Annotated in this window: 12 protein-coding genes; 9 read left to right on the top strand and 3 right to left on the bottom strand. The window is 52.2% G+C overall.

Features of this window, described 5'->3' with window-relative positions; translation table 11 throughout:
* Window positions 1–9: 9 nt before the first annotated feature.
* A complete protein-coding gene (locus WH298_RS22535; protein WP_180824130.1) occupies window positions 10–1,284 on the bottom strand; it encodes a nucleoside permease in 1,275 nt (424 codons plus the stop codon).
* A 170-nt stretch (window positions 1,285–1,454) separates the two neighbouring features.
* The gene (locus WH298_RS22530) at window positions 1,455–2,831 is read right to left on the bottom strand and encodes an aldehyde dehydrogenase family protein (protein WP_180824129.1); all 1,377 of its coding nucleotides are present in this window, start codon (window positions 2,829–2,831) and stop codon (window positions 1,455–1,457) included.
* 480 nt (window positions 2,832–3,311) lie between these two features.
* Here WH298_RS22530 and WH298_RS22525 point away from each other — a divergent pair, with 480 nt between their 5' ends.
* From WH298_RS22525 to WH298_RS22515, 3 genes are all read left to right on the top strand, one after another.
* On the top strand, window positions 3,312–4,241 hold the full coding sequence (locus WH298_RS22525) for a RepB family plasmid replication initiator protein (protein ID WP_007886110.1): 930 nt from the start codon (window positions 3,312–3,314) through the stop codon (window positions 4,239–4,241).
* Window positions 4,242–5,872: 1,631 nt separating this feature from the next.
* Window positions 5,873–7,072, top strand: a complete 1,200-nt coding sequence (locus WH298_RS22520; protein ID WP_007886111.1) for an AAA family ATPase — start codon at window positions 5,873–5,875, stop codon at window positions 7,070–7,072.
* Between the two features lie 7 nt (window positions 7,073–7,079).
* Entirely contained in the window at window positions 7,080–8,051 is a 972-nt protein-coding gene (locus WH298_RS22515) for a ParB family protein (RefSeq protein WP_180824128.1), read from the top strand.
* 449 nt (window positions 8,052–8,500) lie between these two features.
* Here the strand turns inward: WH298_RS22515 and WH298_RS22510 are convergent, their stop codons facing one another.
* A complete protein-coding gene (locus tag WH298_RS22510; protein WP_180824127.1) occupies window positions 8,501–10,432 on the bottom strand; it encodes a sigma-54-dependent Fis family transcriptional regulator in 1,932 nt (643 codons plus the stop codon).
* 274 nt (window positions 10,433–10,706) lie between these two features.
* Here WH298_RS22510 and ssuD point away from each other — a divergent pair, with 274 nt between their 5' ends.
* The 6 genes from ssuD (at window position 10,707) to WH298_RS22480 (ending at window position 17,352) form a co-directional block, all read left to right on the top strand.
* Entirely contained in the window at window positions 10,707–11,879 is a 1,173-nt protein-coding gene (gene ssuD, locus WH298_RS22505; RefSeq protein ID WP_007886124.1) for an FMNH2-dependent alkanesulfonate monooxygenase, read from the top strand.
* Between the two features lie 14 nt (window positions 11,880–11,893).
* Window positions 11,894–13,300, top strand: a complete 1,407-nt coding sequence (locus tag WH298_RS22500; RefSeq protein ID WP_180824126.1) for an FAD/NAD(P)-binding protein — start codon at window positions 11,894–11,896, stop codon at window positions 13,298–13,300.
* A gap of 74 nt (window positions 13,301–13,374) precedes the next feature.
* Window positions 13,375–14,769, top strand: coding sequence for an LLM class flavin-dependent oxidoreductase (locus tag WH298_RS22495; RefSeq protein ID WP_180824125.1), 1,395 nt, complete (start codon window positions 13,375–13,377; stop codon window positions 14,767–14,769).
* On the top strand, window positions 14,766–15,785 hold the full coding sequence (locus WH298_RS22490; RefSeq protein ID WP_180824124.1) for a methionine ABC transporter ATP-binding protein: 1,020 nt from the start codon (window positions 14,766–14,768) through the stop codon (window positions 15,783–15,785). The genes WH298_RS22495 and WH298_RS22490 overlap by 4 nt, the downstream gene beginning before the upstream one ends.
* Window positions 15,782–16,480, top strand: coding sequence for a methionine ABC transporter permease (locus WH298_RS22485; RefSeq protein WP_180824123.1), 699 nt, complete (start codon window positions 15,782–15,784; stop codon window positions 16,478–16,480). The genes WH298_RS22490 and WH298_RS22485 overlap by 4 nt, the downstream gene beginning before the upstream one ends.
* Window positions 16,477–17,352 carry a MetQ/NlpA family ABC transporter substrate-binding protein gene (locus tag WH298_RS22480; RefSeq protein WP_180824122.1) on the top strand — a complete coding sequence of 292 codons (876 nt, stop codon included), beginning with the start codon at window positions 16,477–16,479 and terminating at the stop codon, window positions 17,350–17,352. Before WH298_RS22485 ends, WH298_RS22480 begins: the two co-directional genes overlap by 4 nt.
* Window positions 17,353–17,381 lie beyond the last annotated feature (29 nt).

Raw genomic sequence — 17,381 nt, 5'->3', positions numbered from 1 at the left:
TGAAATCTCTTATTTATGGCTTTCAGCAGTTGCTGAGTTATCAAAAGCGGTCAATTCATCGCTGCGTTTTTTGCCGTCGCGGAACAGCACAATAAAGGCGATGGTGATTATCACAATCATCACGCTGCCAAACATCCACATGCCCGCCCAGTTGAACGTCTGGCCATTGCGCGGCTGGTCATAGGCGAACATTTCCTGCATCAGATAGCCGCCAAGACGATAACCGAGCAGGCTGCCGATGCCCTGGCAGGCGAGCGTTATCAAACCTTGCGCGGCATTGCGCATCGCTACGGGCGCTTTCTTATCAACGTAGATATAGGCCGTAATGAAGTAGAAATCGTAGCTGACGCCATGCAGCAGAATGCCCATAAACAGCAAACCGTAAGTCAGCATGTTTTGATCGCCGCCGAACACAAAGAACACATAGCGCAGTGCAGCGGTGGTTAACCCCAGCAGCAGCACTTTGCCGATGCCAAAGCGCTTAATGAAGAAGGGCAGCGCCAGCAGGAAGAAGATTTCAGATACCTGTCCAAGCGTCATCCAGCCGGTCGCGTGCGGCAAGCCGACTTCAGTCAGATAGCCTTCAGCAAAGATGTAGTAGAACGCCAGCGGCATGCTGAACAGGAACGAACAGATGAAGAAGACGAGGAAGCTACGATCTTTGAGCAAATGCAACGCATCCAGGCCAAGCGCTACGCGCAGGCTGAATTTTCCGCTACTTTTTGGCTCCGTTGCGGGCAGTGTCAGTGCGAAAATGCCCAGTAACAGTGAGCTGGCGGAGGTGATCAATAGCGGCACATTACTTGCGGAGATATCGCCATATCCCAGCAGCGGCGGCAGAAAACCGCAAATGATGCCAGACGCGATCCAGCCAATCGTCCCCATCACACGAATGCGGGGATAATCACGCTCCACATCAGCGACATGCGAAAAAGCGATGCTGTTGGTGAGCGCAATGGTTGGCATATAAGTGAGTGCATACAGCAACAGCAAAGGGAAGAAGCCGCTGAAATACGTTTGCTGGGCGGCAAGAAACATCAGAATCGATCCGACGATGGTCAGTAGCGACAGTACTTTCTGTGCCTGGAAGAAGCGATCGGCCAGCGATCCTACCAGGATCGGTGACAGGATGGCAGCTATCGAGGTGCAGGCGTAGCACCAGGCGATCTCAACCGGCGAGAAGCCGTTTTTGCTGAGAAATGCCCAGAGCGGCACAAACCATGCGCCCCAGATAAACCATTGAAGAAACATCATGAATGACAGTTTTGGGATTGTTGTTTTCATTTAAATTGGACTCCCCGGTGTAGGTGGGGAAAATCTAACACCAGATGTAATACCTTTATAATACCACTGGTGGATTTTTTGAACTGGTCCACAACATTTTAACGGGTGTGTAACGGTCTTAGGCGGGATGCAGGCAGGAGTAAGGGCGCGGTTAACGCGCCCCTGGATAATTAACGGCGGTTTTTCCACACGGTTTGAATGTTACAGAACTCATGGACACCAAAACTTGATAGCTCACGGCCATAGCCGCTTTTCTTCACGCCACCAATAGCGACACGCGGATCCGATGCGCCATTGCCGTTGATGAAGACCGCGCCAGTTTCCAGCTTTTCTGCCAGTTCATTAGCAACGGCTTCATTACTACTCCACACCGTGGCGCTCAGGCCGAATTCGCTGTTATTGGCCAGTTCAAGCGCGTGCTGCGCATCTCGCGCTACGGTAATTGCGGCAACTGGGCCAAAAATTTCCTGCTGGAAAGCGGTCATGGCTGGCGTGACATCTGCAAGGATCGTTGGAGCGTAATAGTTACCAACGCCATCGATCTTATGACCACCTAACACTAAACGCGCACCTTCTCTGATGGTTTGCTGAACCTGATTATCGAGTTCATCGCGCAGATCGTAACGCGCCATTGGGCCGATGTAGGTTTCTTCATCTAAAGGATCGCCGATCTTCAGTGCCTGAACCGCTGCGCTGAAACGCGCCTCAAACGCTTCTGCGACGCTTTCTTCAATGATGAAGCGCTTGGCTGCCATGCAGACCTGTCCGGTGTTCTGGTAGCGTCCTGTGACCGCTGAGGCCACTGCAGCATCGAGGTCTGCATCTGCCAGTACAATGAAAGGATCCGCGCCGCCCAACTCTAATACCGTTTTCTTTAGTACCGCACCGGCTTGTGCTGCAATTGCGCCACCAGCACGTACGCTGCCGGTGACCGCTACCGCGGCAATGCGCGGATCCTTGATCGCGGCAGAGACACCATCGTTGTCGACGTTAATTACGGTGAATCCACCTTTTGGCAGATCGGTCGCATCAAACAGTGAAGTCATCAGATTCGCTGATCCCATGACGCTTGGCGCATGTTTTAGCACATAGGTATTACCGGCCAGCAGCATGCTCACTGCGCCACGCAGCACTTGCCAATAAGGGAAGTTCCACGGCATGACTGCGAGGATCACACCTAGCGGTCGAAATGACTGCCATGCCTGCTGATTTTCTACCAGCGTCGGTTTGTCGGCGAGGATCGCGGGACCATGCTCTGCGTACCAGTCACAAAGGTTGGCGCACTTAAGAACTTCAGCGCGCGCCTGAGCGATGGGCTTGCCCATTTCCAGTGTGGCCATTGTTGCCAGCTCATCCTGACGCTGACGAATTTGCTCTGACAGCTGACGCAATACTTTTACACGTTGTGGCATTGCGGTGTAACGCCATTCAGCGAATGCATTTGCGCTTTCTTGCAGTGCAGATTGAAGCTGAGCTGGGCTTTGCAGCGGATAGGTCGCAATGATTTCGCCGTTGGTCGGATTGCGAGAAATAACGTTGTCAGTCATGGAAATGTCCTCTGCCTTAGTGAAGTGATGCTCAATGGTGTTTACCTTACGCTCGACAGAAGTTTCTTTAAAATGAATAATAATGAGGAAGTTGCTCACATCAGGAGAAGTGGAAGGATCTTCCTTGCCAGGAACTGATGGTTTTAAGGGATCGAAAGGTATGTTGACGCGATGAAGGTGTTTTAGGTGTTTTAAGGGGTGCAAGCCGCTTCAGAACTGATGTTATTCAGTTATACAGTGAATAGATCTTAAAGAAAGATCATATAGAGATCTTAAAGAGATCCTAAGAGATCCCCGATCGTCGCAGGCCGCACCCCACAAGGCCTCAGAAGGTGATCGCGTTCACTATAATGAGTAAAGTGTCCACTGTAGTCAGTAGTTTATTCACTATAGAGAGTAGAATGTTCACTATAAACAGTGTTAATGTTCACTGTAATCAGAAAACGACCCTTTTCATCCACAGAATGAAGATCTCAGGCTATGGCAGATAAAGAGAGTGAAAACAAGGCGTTACTCGAGCCTTTTCTGTCGGTGACAAAAAACAGTGGTGAAGTTATTCAACTGCACCCAAATAAAAATAACACCGTACAACCGGTCGCTTTGATGCGCCTGGGTCTGTTTGTTCCTACATTGAAATCAACTGCGCGCGGTAAGTCCGGTGCGATGGCATCGACAGATGCGACAAAAGAGTTGAAGAACCTTTCACTGGTGAAGTCTGAAGGCTATGAAAAGATTACCATTACCGGCGCAAGGCTGGATATGGATAATGATTTCAAAACCTGGGCTGGCATCATTCAGTCTTTCTCGCGTTATCCCTCAAAGGGCGATACCGTGACGCTGCCGTTCATCGATTTTGTTAAGATGTGCGGGATCCCGTCAGCGAACTCGTCAGCAGCGCTACGTAAGCGTTTAGATGCTTCTTTGCGACGCATCGCAACCAACACGTTATCCTTTGAAGGTAATGGCAAAGCCTATCACACTCACCTTGTGCAATCGGCGTATTACGATCGTGAGAAGGATCTGGTGCGAATCCAGGCCGATCCAAAGCTATTTGAACTGTATAACTTTGACCACAAGGTGTTGTTACAGCTGCGTGCGATTTCACGCCTCAAACGCAAAGAGTCGGCGCAAGCGTTATACACCTATCTTGAAAGTCTGCCGACGAACCCCGCGCCGATTTCACTTGCTCGTTTGCGTATGCGACTCAATCTTGGTTCTAAGACTACAACGCAGAATCACGTGGTTCGACGTGCAATGGAGCAACTGAAAGAGATTGGCTATCTCGACTACTCGGAAGTGAAACGTGGCCGCTCGGTGTTTTTTATCATTCATAGCAGAACACCAAAACTTGATGGCATTAGCAATCTTGAAAGCATCGATTCGCTGGAAGATATCGAGTTTGAAGAGTGATGCGCTCTGTTCACTGTAATCAGTAATCGCCCATCAGCGGTGTCACTTTTTGAGCAAAAGTGACACCTGCTTTTTCCCCTTCATTCACTGTAATCAGCAATCCTCGCGGCATTCACTGTAATCAGTAGTGTTCACTGTAATCAGCAACTCATTGCCACATCCCATTCATCGTAAGAATATCATTTCAAAGAATCCACGTTTTCATTGATGATTAGTGATAGTGAGTACTTACAAGGGCGGTTCTGCATCACGTCATACAGGCTTATATCCTTATTCTACTGTTCACAGTGAACGTCAAATACCACTAGTAGTTATGCTGATTGCAGTGAATGACGTAGACTTAAAGTATTCCTGATTACAGTGAACGTTTAGTTGTAAATTTTTGAAAAAACTATCTTTTTATTGCTTTTGTTGTCAGCGTTCATTGTAATCAGCATTTATCCTGTTGATACGAACAGTAAAAGTGACAGGGTTGGTCACAACACTGATTACAGTGAACGTTGGGCTCGTCTGCTTATTACAGTGAACGTAGTTGAAGCACTCTATTAAGGACTAAAGTGTCATTTTAAAACAACGTCACGCTGCCACTGATTACAGTGAAGGTTTGTCTCTCCTCCCCTGCCCTATCCGGATTTGAAGCAAAATAACCATCATCGGAATTGCATCCGTTTTACTGAATACAGTGAACGTTCCCGGCTGAGTTTCTCGTGGTAAGTTTACTGATTACAGTGAACACCAATACCAAAACCCCGAGTTAATCTGACCGAATAAAAGTGAAGTGCGTACTGATTACAGTGAATGTTTCACTCAACGCACGCACGAAGCGCAGCATCCTTTTTCCGGCATTACATTCTCTGATGCAGACTGCCAGAAGATGCCCTACTGATTACAGTGAACACTCCTTATAAGAAGCAAATTCACTTCTACTGATTACAGTGAATGTTCTTCCTCGCGTCATAACATTTACTGATTACAGTGAATGCCCAGCTCATCTTTCCGATTTAAGTTACTGATTACAGTGAACGTTAAACCAAGCCAAGAGGTTATCCACTGATTACAGTGAATGTTTGCTGGAATGGCGCTCAAGCCATTTTGCTGATTACAGTGAATGTTTACTGCCTTTAGCTCGTTACCATCCAAATGTGCTGATTACAGTGAACGCTCGGTTGGTCAAGGTTAAACCGTAGCGTATGTTCCAGAACGGAAAGAACAAATGAGATCTCCTGATTACAGTGAATCTTTATCGGAGAATTACTGATTACAGTAAACCTTTTACTGATTGCAGTGAACGTTAGCTTTCAGCTGATAACCTTTGCTGATTACAGTGAATGATTGGCCTATTTCAGTCGTAATCGCCCTCCTCTGTCTTTTCTTTAAAGCAGCAAAAGTAAGAATCCAGTTGCTGATTACAGTGAATCTTTACGTAACGAAGAAAGAACCAGCGATTCATTTCTGAGCGAAATAACCTGAAAGATTAAAATGTGATCACTGATTACAGTGAACGTTTGCGATAAGCCCATCTTAATCAAGGTGATTTCGCAAAACATATTGTTCCTGTGCAGAAGAGATATATTTGCCTCATGTGCAGGATTTATGTATAAAGTCATAAATCCTACATGTGTGGAGCAAGTATGGCTAACGATGAGAAGCAGGTTTTGAAAGTCGCACAACGTTCAGAGCGCATGCTAATGAGCCTGACCGAACAGATTCAGGCACAAAAAGAAGAGTTGCGTGAAAACACGTTTTATCAGGTTTACGCGAAAGCGGCGTTAGCCAAACTGCCTAAATTGACGCGTGCGAGCGTTGATTATGCGGTGAATGAGATGGAGGAAAATGGCTATCCATTCGATAAACGCGCGGCGGGAAGCTCTACCAAGTATGCGATGTCGATTCAAAACATCATCGACATCTATCATCATCGCGGCGTACCCAAATATCGCGATCGTCACGCCGAAGCGTTCACAATGTTTGTGGGTAACCTGAAAGGCGGCGTGTCGAAAACGGTATCCACTGTCTCGCTTGCCCATGCTTTGCGTGCGCATCCTCATTTGCTGTTTGAAGATTTGCGTATTCTGGTCATCGATCTTGACCCGCAATCTTCAGCCACCATGTTCCTGAATCATCAGCGTTCAGTGGGATTAGTGGAAGCGACAGCCGCCCAGGCTATGCTGCAAAACGTCAGCCGTGAAGAATTGCTCAATGAGTTTATCGTTTCGTCGATTATTCCCGGCGTCGATGTGCTGCCGGCTTCGATTGATGACGCCTTTATTGCCTCGCGCTGGGAAGAGCTTTGTGCTGCCCACTTGCCGGAGCAGAATATTCACGCGGTCCTGTATGAAAATGTGGTGGCCAAGCTGAAGAAAGATTATGACTTCATCTTTATCGACAGCGGCCCACATCTGGATGCCTTCCTGAAGAACGCCATTGCCGCTTCAGACCTGCTGATGACGCCGGTGCCCCCCGCGCAGGTGGATTTCCACTCCACGCTAAAGTATCTGACGCGTTTGCCTGAGCTGATTGGCATCATTGAAGAGTCAGGCGCAGCCTGCCGCTTACAGGGCAATATCGGTTTTATGTCAAAGCTCTCCAATAAAGCCGACCACAAACTGTGCCACAGCCTGGCAAAAGAGATTTTTGGCGGCGATATGCTGGATGCTGCGTTACCGCGTCTGGATGGCTTTGAGCGCTGTGGTGAGTCGTTTGACACGGTAATCTCAGCCAATCCCTCAACCTATGTGGGCAGCACCGAGGCCTTAAAAAATGCGCGTTCAGCGGCGGAAGATTTCGCCAAAGCCGTATTTGATCGTATTGAATTCATTCGCCTGAACTGAGGTTATTATGAGCGCAAAAAGAATCACTATTGGCCGAACCTTCAGCCAGACACCTTTGCAAACTGAGGAGAGCGCGGATAGCCATTCTCAGACCTTCATCCTTTCAACCGGCAAGCGCGCGCTGTTCACGCTTGAACACATCACGGCGAAGGAAATAGAAGAGAAAACCTTCGTCAAGATGGAAACCAATGGTCGTGATCAGTCAGGGCTGACGCCGGAATCATTGCGCGACATTATCCGCACCATCAAACTGCAGCAATTTTTCCCGGCAATTGGCGTGAAGCGCGATGACCGCATTGAAATCCTTGACGGCTCCCGTCGTCGTGCTGCGGCGCTGCACTGCAAAACCGGGCTTGATGTGTTGGTTACCGAAGTCGCTATTACCGCTGATGAAGCGCGCCGATTGGCTCAGGATATTCAAACCGCGCGAGAGCATAATCTGCGCGAAGTGGGCATGCGTCTACTGGCACTGAAAGACGGTGGCTTGTCGCAAAAGGAAATAGCGCAGAGCGAAGGTCTTTCGCAGGCTAAAGTGACGCGTGCTTTGCAGGCCGCCAGCGTACCGCTAGAGCTGGTAACGTTATTCCCCAATCACTCTGAATTAACCTATCCGGATTACAAAACGCTGCTGCAGGCCTACGAAAAACTGCAGGAAACCGGCCAAACGGTTGATGCGTTGATCGATACCATTGGTATGGATGTCGATACCGTATGCGCTCGCGATGGATTGGCAGAAGATGAAGTGAAGAATGGCATTCTGCGTCTGGTGCGCAACGGCAGCCAGACGCTGATTCAATCGCCGACCAAAGACAAAACCGTCGCAACCCCGCTGTGGAGCTTTGCAGACAAAGATCGCTTTGCGCGGAAGAAAACGCGTGGACGTATGTTTAGCTATGAGTTTAATCGTCAGTCGAAAGAGCTACAGGAAGAGCTGGACAGGGTAATCAACGAGACGCTCAACAAATATTTAAATCAATAATCGCAATGCCGCCCTCGGGCGGTTTTTTTTGCCCTTTTCTTTCCTTCGCCAGTCCAATTTCATCCCTAACTGTATGAAAAATAGGTTGTCGCCAACGAAATTTCAGGCTGAAATCGCCGCTATTCCAAGCCAATCAATGTCGGCTACCCAAACTGATTAACCAGTACTTATTAACTAACTGCAGGCTATTTGACCAGCTGCATGCTCAAACAACAGCAGCCAGATTAATAAGAGATAATTATCGGCAAGAAGGGTGAAATTTCAGCTATTCGCCCAATGAATTTCAATGTTATATATATGAATGTAAAGGGTTTATACAAATAATTTCAGGGTGAAATCGCCAGCTTATAACGCTCATTTAGCCTGAAATCTCGTTTCCGAATTACGTTTAGCCAGATGATATTCAATGCTTTATCCACAGAAAGCGTGGATAACTTTAACCGTGAGAATTACTCAACCAGTGATAACGCTGATGAAAACTGCCAGATTGCATCACGTACGCGAACAGGTTTATTAATCAGCCCCAGCGCATAAAATCGGTCAGCAATAATTTGCTGCTCTTTAATCACTTCAAATGCCATGGCGCGGGTTTTATGACTGCGGCGCGTCAGTGCACGTTCAACCGATGCGATTTCCATCCCTAGTTCAAGCGCCAATAAAGCGGAAGCTTCGTGACGATGACTATCAATAAATAATCCCGTCTGTTGCAAAGTTTCAACTAGCTGCCTGAGAATATCATCATGCTGCTCAACGTAATCACGTCGCGCCAGATAGAACTGATGATTACGCACGCGCCCTTCACCATTCACTAAAATGCGCAGCTCTGGATTGCTTTCGGCCGTGCTAAGCAGTGGATCCCACATCATCCACGCATCAACTGACAGATAATCACTGGCCGTTAAGGGATACTTTGGCGGAGTGTAAACCACTTTAAGTTCCTCAAGACCGACTCCCGCTTCCTCTAGTAATTGCAGCAATAACCAGTGAACGTTGGAACCTTTATTAACCGAAATGCGTTTGCCGCGTAGATCACTGACGCTGCGAATATCACTATCTTGTGGCACCACAATGCCTACGCTGCTTGGCGCCGGAGGTTCCCAGGCGATATAGGTCACTGTGCTACCGTTGGCCTGTGCGAAGATCGGTGGCACTTCGCCAGTGGTGCCAAAATCAATCTCATTATTTTGCAGCGCGTACAGCAGTTGCGGCCCTGCCGGGAATTCACTCCACACCACATTAATGCCCTGCTGAGCAAAGCCGTGTTCAAGGCTCTGGCGTGCTTTCAACACGCCAAGATTACCGAACTTCTGATAACCAATACGTAGTTCACGCTCTTGTGTGCCCTGCGGAACAGACACAGTTGGTGATAGCGTGACCTTGCGGCGTCCTTTAATCACACCCTGATTTGCCAGATGCGTACGTAACGTATGCCGACTAATACCCAGCAGCGTAGCGGCCTGCGTTTGATTCTGTTCGGTCATCTCCAGCGCATTATTAATCAGGCTGTTGATGACACGGTCAAACAGCTGCTGTGGTTGATTACTTAGCTGCTGCTTGAGAAAGTTGTCGAGCGTGGAATCTGCGGTGTCGTTGAAGCCGCGTTCACTGTAACCAGCAAGTCGCAGTTGAACTGGTGTCAGCGTTTCTTCGCGGCTAAGCAATACGGCATTGTGTAGCGTATTTTCCAGTTCACGGATATTGCCCGGCCAGCTGTACTCAAGCAGCGCTTCAAGTGCATCAGGCGAGAGTCGACGTGCGGGACGTCCCAGCCTTCGTGCGTAGAGGGCGAGGAAATGTTGTGCCAGCAGCGGAATATCGTCACGCCGCTGGCGCAAAGGCGGCAAAGGAACCACGGCAATATTTAACCGATAAAACAGATCTTCGCGGAAGCGTCGCTCGCGTATCGCCTGAGCCAGATCCACATGCGTGGCAGCAATCACGCGCACATCCACCTTAATCGGTTTGCGCGAACCCACTCGCGTAATCTCACGCTCCTGTAAAACGCGCAGCAATTTAACTTGCAGCGATGGACTCAGCTCTCCAATTTCATCCAGCAACAAGGTGCCGCCTTGCGCTGATTCGAACCAGCCGGGATGTGATTGAGTCGCGCCGGTAAACGCGCCTTTCTCATGGCCAAACAGTTCGGCTTCAGCCAGGCTTTCGGTCAGTGCTCCGCAGTTGACGGCCAGAAAAGGGCCATGACGTCGCTGGCTGTGATGGTGAAGATAGCGCGCGACCACTTCTTTGCCGGTTCCCGTCTCGCCGACAATCAGCACTGTGGCATCAGTCGGGGCGAATTTATCCAGCAGCGACTGGAACGCCAGAGAAGCGGGATCGACAAGGCGAGGAGAATCATTAAGGTTGGCGTAAGGCGTTAACATGGCAGTGAATCCTTGAGCGAGCGTAGCACCACGCTAAATGCTCACGCAGACTAAGAACACCATGAAAAAAGCATAAGCAGTTGCATATGCAGCAATTGCTGTTGTGCCTGAGTTGCAAACGCGACTGTGATTAAATCGGGTCTAAGTGCTAACAGTCTGATATACGGCGATTCGTACGAAAAAGTGACCTGGCACGCTTCCTGCTAAGAGCTATATAACTAAATAAACACTTCAAAATAATCATTTATTAATAAAGTTATATAGGAAAAGCATAATGGCCGATTCCGCGAACGATAAAATCAATGTCTTCTGGTTTTTACCGACACACGGCGATGGACGGTATCTTGGCACCACTGAAGGTGGACGCCCGGTTGATTTACCCTACTTACAGCAAGTGGCGCTGGCCGCCGACAATCTCGGCTTCTACGGCGTGTTAATTCCTACCGGCAAAAGCTGCGAGGATTCGTGGCTGGTTGCGTCGGCCTTAGCGCCTATCACCCGCCGCTTACGCTATCTGGTGGCGGTGCGTCCTGGCTTACAGCCGCCAACGCTCGCCGCGCGCATGGCAACCACGCTCGATCGTCTATCCGAAGGCCGCTTGCTGATTAACGTGGTGACCGGAGGCGATCCGATTGAGAACAAAGGTGACGGCATTTTCCTCAACCACAGTGAACGCTATGAGGTCACCAAAGAGTTCCTTGATGTCTACAGTCGCCTGATGCGCGGTGAGAAAGTGGACTACGAAGGGAAGCATATTCATGTGGAAGGGGCGGAAGTGCTGTTCCCGCCGGTACAGGAAAATGGCCCACCGCTCTATTTCGGCGGCTCCTCTGAAGCGGCAATTGATGTGGCGGCTGAGCAAATCGATACCTATCTTACCTGGGGCGAACCGCCAGCCCAGGTTGCTGAGAAGCTGGAAGTTGTGCGTGCACGTGCTGAACAGCGTGGACGAAAACTGGAATATGGCATCCGCTTACACGTGATTGTGCGTGAGACTGAAGAAGAGGCTCAGGCGGCGGCTGATAAACTGATTGCGCATCTTGATGAAGAGACCATCGCGCAGGCGCAGAAAATCTTTGCGCGTATGGATTCCGCCGGTCAGGCGCGTATGAGTGCCTTGCACAACGGCTCGCGCGATAATCTCTACATCTCCCCCAATCTGTGGGCGGGCGTGGGGCTGGTGCGCGGTGGGGCCGGAACTGCACTGGTTGGCAGCCCAGAGCAGGTGGCGGAGCGCATCCGTGAATATCAGGCTTTAGGCGTTACTAACTTCATTCTGTCGGGTTATCCGCATCTGGAAGAGGCCCATCGCGTAGCCGAACTGCTGCTGCCGCTGTTGCCACTGGCTAACGGTCAGCAGCAGCGTGAACGCACTATTAATACCGGCCCGTTTGGTGAAACCATTGGTGGCGACAAACGTCCGTCAAAACAGACAAGCGCCAGCTAATGCAGGAGAAGGCGATGGCAACGGCACAGGTAATTATTGTGGGTGGCGGCTTCAGCGGTACTGCGTTGGCGATTCATCTCGCACGTCATTCGTCATCCGAATTACTGATTACAGTGGTCGAACCGCGCGATCATCTCGGCGGCGGCGTTGCCTATTCCACGCAGGAGCCTGCGCACCGCATCAATGTGCCTGCATCACGCATGCAGTTGAGTGGTGAAGAGCAGGGCGCCTTTGATCGCTGGTATCGCGCTCAGCCTGAATGTTCACTGGATTCAGTAGCGCATTGCGCTGATGGCGCGGTCTATCCGCAGCGTGGGATGTTTGGTCGCTATCTGGCAGAACAGTTTGCGGCAGCAGCGCAAGCGCATCCGCACATCACGTTGCGCCACATTCAGGCCAGCGCGATTGCCTGGGAAGGGCAGCAGTTGTTGCTCAGCAACGGTGTTACCCTGCGAGGTGATGTGCTGGCATTAGCAATCAGCCATCCGCCGCCGTCGCTGCCGCGTGCGTTGCAGCCTTTTACGGCGCACCCGGCGTTGATAGCCAATCCGTGGCAGCACGGCGTGTTAGATGCCATCGATCCGGCGGCATCGGTAGCGATTATTGGCACCGGTTTAAGTATGGCTGACGTGGTGGCGTCGTTGGGAACGCGTCAGCATCGTGGTCCGCTTATCGCCTTCTCGCGCCGTGGACAGCTCTCGCGTGACAACCTGAGCGGTGACTGGCCAGAATGGACGTTAGCTCCGCAGGATGTGCCCAGCGCACGTCATTGGCTCCGTCATATCCGCGCGGAAGTTGCGCGTGCAGCGCAACAACAGTTACCCTGGCAGCGCGTGTTGGATCAGGTGCGTGTGCAAGGTCAGGACATCTGGCAATCGCTGCCGCTACGCGAGCAGCAGCGTTTTGTCCGCCATTTGCGCTCGTGGTGGGATGTGCATCGCTACCGTATCGCCCCGCAGGTCTCCGCAGTAATCCGCCAGCGTCAGCAGCAAGGTAGCCTTAGCGTGCAGGCCGCGCGCCTGGCCGCTATTGACGCGCGCGGTAAGCAGCTGGAGATTACACTCCGCACACGCAAGGGCGATCGCCAAACGCACCTTCTCGATCATCTGATCGTCACCACCGGCCCCGGCCATGAAGCCTTAACCGCCAGCCAACCTTTGCTGCAATCGCTCAGCCAGCTGGGTTTGGTGCGCCCCGATCGGCTGGGCTTCGGTATTGATGTCGACAGTCAGTCGCAGGCACTCAACCGCTCAGGCGAGGTAAACGCGCGTCTGTGGGTCGTGGGTCCGGCGGCCCGTGCACGCTTCGGTGAACTGATGGGCTTACCGCAGGTCGCCGATCACGCCGCCGATGTGGCGAAAAACATTTTAGAAGAACTGCAAATCGCTCAGGTCGAGCGATGTCCCCCTTCAGCGCTTTAATCTCTCAACATCCTAAAAATTAACTGACGAACGCCGGGTCGTAACACGATCACGGCCTCGCTATGGAGATTGCTATGCCATCGCAACGTGAAATTCGCTTGAACGCATTTGATATGAACTGTGTCGGACACCAGTCGCCGGGCCTGTGGGCGCATCCGCGTGACCGTTCCTGGCAGTATAAAGATCTGGAATATTGGGTGGATTTGGCACGCCTGCTCGAGCGCGGCAAATTTGACGGTCTGTTTATTGCAGACGTGCTCGGCGTTTACGACGTGCTGAACGGCAACGGCGATGCGGCCATTCGCCAGGCGACGCAAGTGCCGGTTAATGATCCGCTGGCGCTCATCACCCCGATGGCGTTGGTCACCGAACATCTCGGCTTTGGTCTCACGGCGTCATTGTCGTTTGAACATCCTTATCCATTTGCCCGCCGCTTATCCACGCTCGATCACCTGACCAAAGGGCGCATTGGCTGGAACATCGTGACCTCTTATCTGGAGAGCGGTGCGCGCAATATTGGCCACAAAGCGCAGACCGATCACGATAGCCGCTACGATTATGCCGATGAGTATCTGCAGGTGGTGTACAAGCTGCTCGAAGGCAGCTGGGAGCAGGATGCGGTGTTACGTGACCGCGAACGCCGTATCTTCAGCGACCCGCGTAAAATCCATCCTATCAATCATCAGGGTACCTTCTTCAACGTGCCAGGCATTCATCTGTGCGAACCGTCACCGCAGCGGACGCCCGTGTTGTACCAGGCTGGTGCATCCAGCCGTGGTAAGCAGTTTGCCGCAGAACACGCTGAATGTGTATTTGTCGCTTCCCCGTCGAAAGTGTTGCTGAAGAAAACCGTCGCCGATATTCGCCGTCGTGCGGTGGAAGCTGGCCGCGATCCCTACAGTATTAAAATCTTCAATCTGCAAACCGTGATTGTTGGTGAAACCGACTTAGCGGCGCAGGCCAAGTGGAAGGAGTACACCAGTTGGGTGAGCTACGAAGGCGCGCTGGCGCTGGTATCGGGCTGGACAGGCATCGACTTCGGTCAGTATCAGCCGGATCAGGTACTGAAATACATCCACACCAACGCCATCCAATCGGCGGTTGAAACCTTCTCCACCGCCGATCCCGATCGTCAGTGGACGGTGCAAGCGCTGGCGGATTGGGTGGGCATCGGCGGCTTTGGCCCATTGATTGTTGGCAGCGCAGAAACCGTCGCCGATGAGTTGCAGGGCTGGATAGAGGATACCGACGTCGATGGCTTCAACTTCGCCTACGCCATAACGCACGAAACCTTTGAAGATGTGGTTGAGCTGCTGATCCCGGAACTGCAGAAGCGCGGCGTTTACAAAAAAGAGTACGCGCAGGGCACATTGCGCGAGAAGTTATTTGCTGCCGGTCCACAGCTGCAGGCACCGCATCCGGGCGCGGGTTATCGCGTCAAAACCTCCACGCCGCAGGAGGTTTCATGATCGAGATAGATCAGCTAAGCAAGCACTACCGCGCGCCGGACGGCCGTGTGACCGAGGTGCTGAAAGCTATCAGCCTGCAAGTACCGCAAGCCAACATCACTGCGGTGGTGGGGCCGAGCGGCGCGGGGAAATCGACGCTGGCGAAATGCATCAGCCTGCTGGAGCAACCGAATTCTGGCAGCATTCGCGTTAACGGCAGCGATCTCTCACGGCTGGATGGCGAAGCGTTGCGCCAGGCGCGTCGTTCAATCGGCACGGTGTTCCAGTCTTCCGCACTGCTTCAACGCAAAACGGCGTGGGAGAACATCGCGCTGCCGCTGCACTATCTCGGCGTGGTGGAACGCGACATCACCGCGCGCGTGAATGAACTGTTGGAGAGCGTTGGCCTCAGCCACAAAGCTCAAGCCTATCCCGGTCAGCTCTCCGGCGGCCAACGTCAACGTATTGGCATTGCGCGTGCGCTGGCGTTGCGTCCCTCGGTGTTGCTGGCCGATGAAGCCACGTCCGGCCTCGATCCTGAAGCCACCGTCACCATCCTCGATCTGCTAAAAAAACTGCGCGATGACTACAAGCTGGCGATTGTCCTGATCACCCATGAAATGGACGCGGTAAGACAAGCAGCCGATGCGGTCGCCGAAATTCGCGATGGTCAAATTGTGCGGTATGGCGTGGTGAAAGAGCTGCTGGCACAGCCGGATTCTGTGCTGGGTCAGCGCCTGTTCCCGCTGACGCCGCAAGCGGGCGACGCCGAGCTGATACTACAGCTTAGCTATCGTACCGATGTGGCAGTTGCCAGCGACTGGATATCACGCCTCAGCCAGCAGTTGGGTTTGCGTATTGATCTCCTCGGCGCGCACGTCGAGCAGGTCAATGGTCTGCAGGCCGGACGCTTGCAGGTGGGCATTCACTTCCAGCATGAGCGTGTTCCTCTGGCGCGTTTGCTGGCGCAATTAGAGCAACTGGGCTTAATCGCCAGCGTTTCGGGCAGCGTGTTACCACTGAGGGAAGCGGTATGAGCGTATCAGTCATAAGTCAGGATACGCCGTGGCCAGAAATCCCGGCATTGATGCTGCCCGCACTCGGTGAAACGGCATTAATGGTCGCCATTGTGATGCTGTTCGTGGTGACGTTCGGCGGCGTAGTAGGCGTGGTGCTGTTTAACACCTCGCCGCGCGGTCTGTTTCCACATCGCGGCATTCATCGCGTACTCAGTTGGATCGTCAACATGGGCCGCTCGCTGCCCTTTCTGGTGTTAATGGCCGCCATCATCCCGTTCACCTTCTGGCTGACCGGAACCACCATCGGCATTCCGGCAGCGGTAGTGCCGATGATTGCCGCAGGCATTCCGTTCTTTGGTCGTCTGGTGGATAACGCGCTGCGCGAATTGCCTGGCGAAGTGACTGCGGTCGGCCTGGTATGCGGCGGTTCGCGCTGGCAAATCATCCGTTCGGCACAGCTCAGCGAAGCGCTACCGGCGATTATCGCGGCGGTGACGCTCAATTTGATCTCCATGATTGAGTACTCCGCCATTGCCGGCACCATCGGCGCGGGCGGTATTGGCTATCTGGCGGTGGTGTACGGCTATCAGCGCTTCGATAACCACATCATGATCGCCACCATCGTGGTGCTGATCGCCTTAATTCAAACCATCCAGTTTCTCGGCGACCGCCTGGTTACCGCATTACGCCATCCTCAGGGGACCTCATTATGACAACACAAGATTTTGAACTGCGTAAAACGCGGCGCTGGCCGTGGCTGCTACTGATTATAGTGGTCGTTGTACTGGCGGCAGGCGGTTGGTTCTGGCGCAGCCAGCAGCCGCAGGCGGTGGTATTTGGCAGCACGCTGAAAGTGCATTTTGAGCCGGCAATGGCGGGCGAACAGAAGTTGATTGAATACGTTGGCGAGCATATTGCGCCGGATTACGGCTTAAAACTTGAAGCCGTTGGTGTGCAGGATCCGGTGCAGGCCGACCGCGCGGTGGCGGAAGGGCAGTATGCCGCCACGGTGTATCAGCATCAGTGGTGGCTGAAGCAAGTGGTGGATGCCAATGGCTTTGCGCTGACTTCGGCATTACCGCTGTTCCAGTGGGCGTTTGGCATTTATTCCGATCGCTACAAATCAGTGGCCGATTTGCCGCAGGGTGCGACAGTTGTGGTGCCGGATGACGGTGCTAATCAGGGCCAGGCATTATGGCTGCTGGCACGTCAGGGCTTAATCACGCTCGATCCCAACGTGGAGCCGCGCACCGCCAAGCTGAAGAATATCGTCGGCAATCCACACGGTTTTGTCTTTAAGGAACTGGATTTGTTGACCATGCCGCGCGCGCTGAACTCGGTAGATGCGGCGATTGGCTATGTGTCGCAGTTCGATGCTGGTAAGGTACCGCGCGAGAAAGGTATTCTCTTCCCGCCTGCGCCGCGTACCTTCGCTTCGCAGCTGGTGATTGGTACGCCGTATCTGGAGCAGGAAAATATCGTGAAACTGAAAAAAGCCTTCTCCGATCCGCGCGTTCAACAATGGCTCAAAACCACCGACGATCCGCTGGTAAAAGGGGTGCTGGTGCCGGTTTCTGCTGACTAATTTTTTCTTATTTCTACCACCCGGACTCG

Origin of the sequence: Pantoea nemavictus (genome assembly GCF_037479095.1) — a bacterium.
GTDB lineage: Bacteria > Pseudomonadota > Gammaproteobacteria > Enterobacterales > Enterobacteriaceae > Pantoea > Pantoea nemavictus.
Note: the sequence above shows the minus strand (reverse complement) of the source record. Positions and strands in the feature narration are given on the sequence as shown.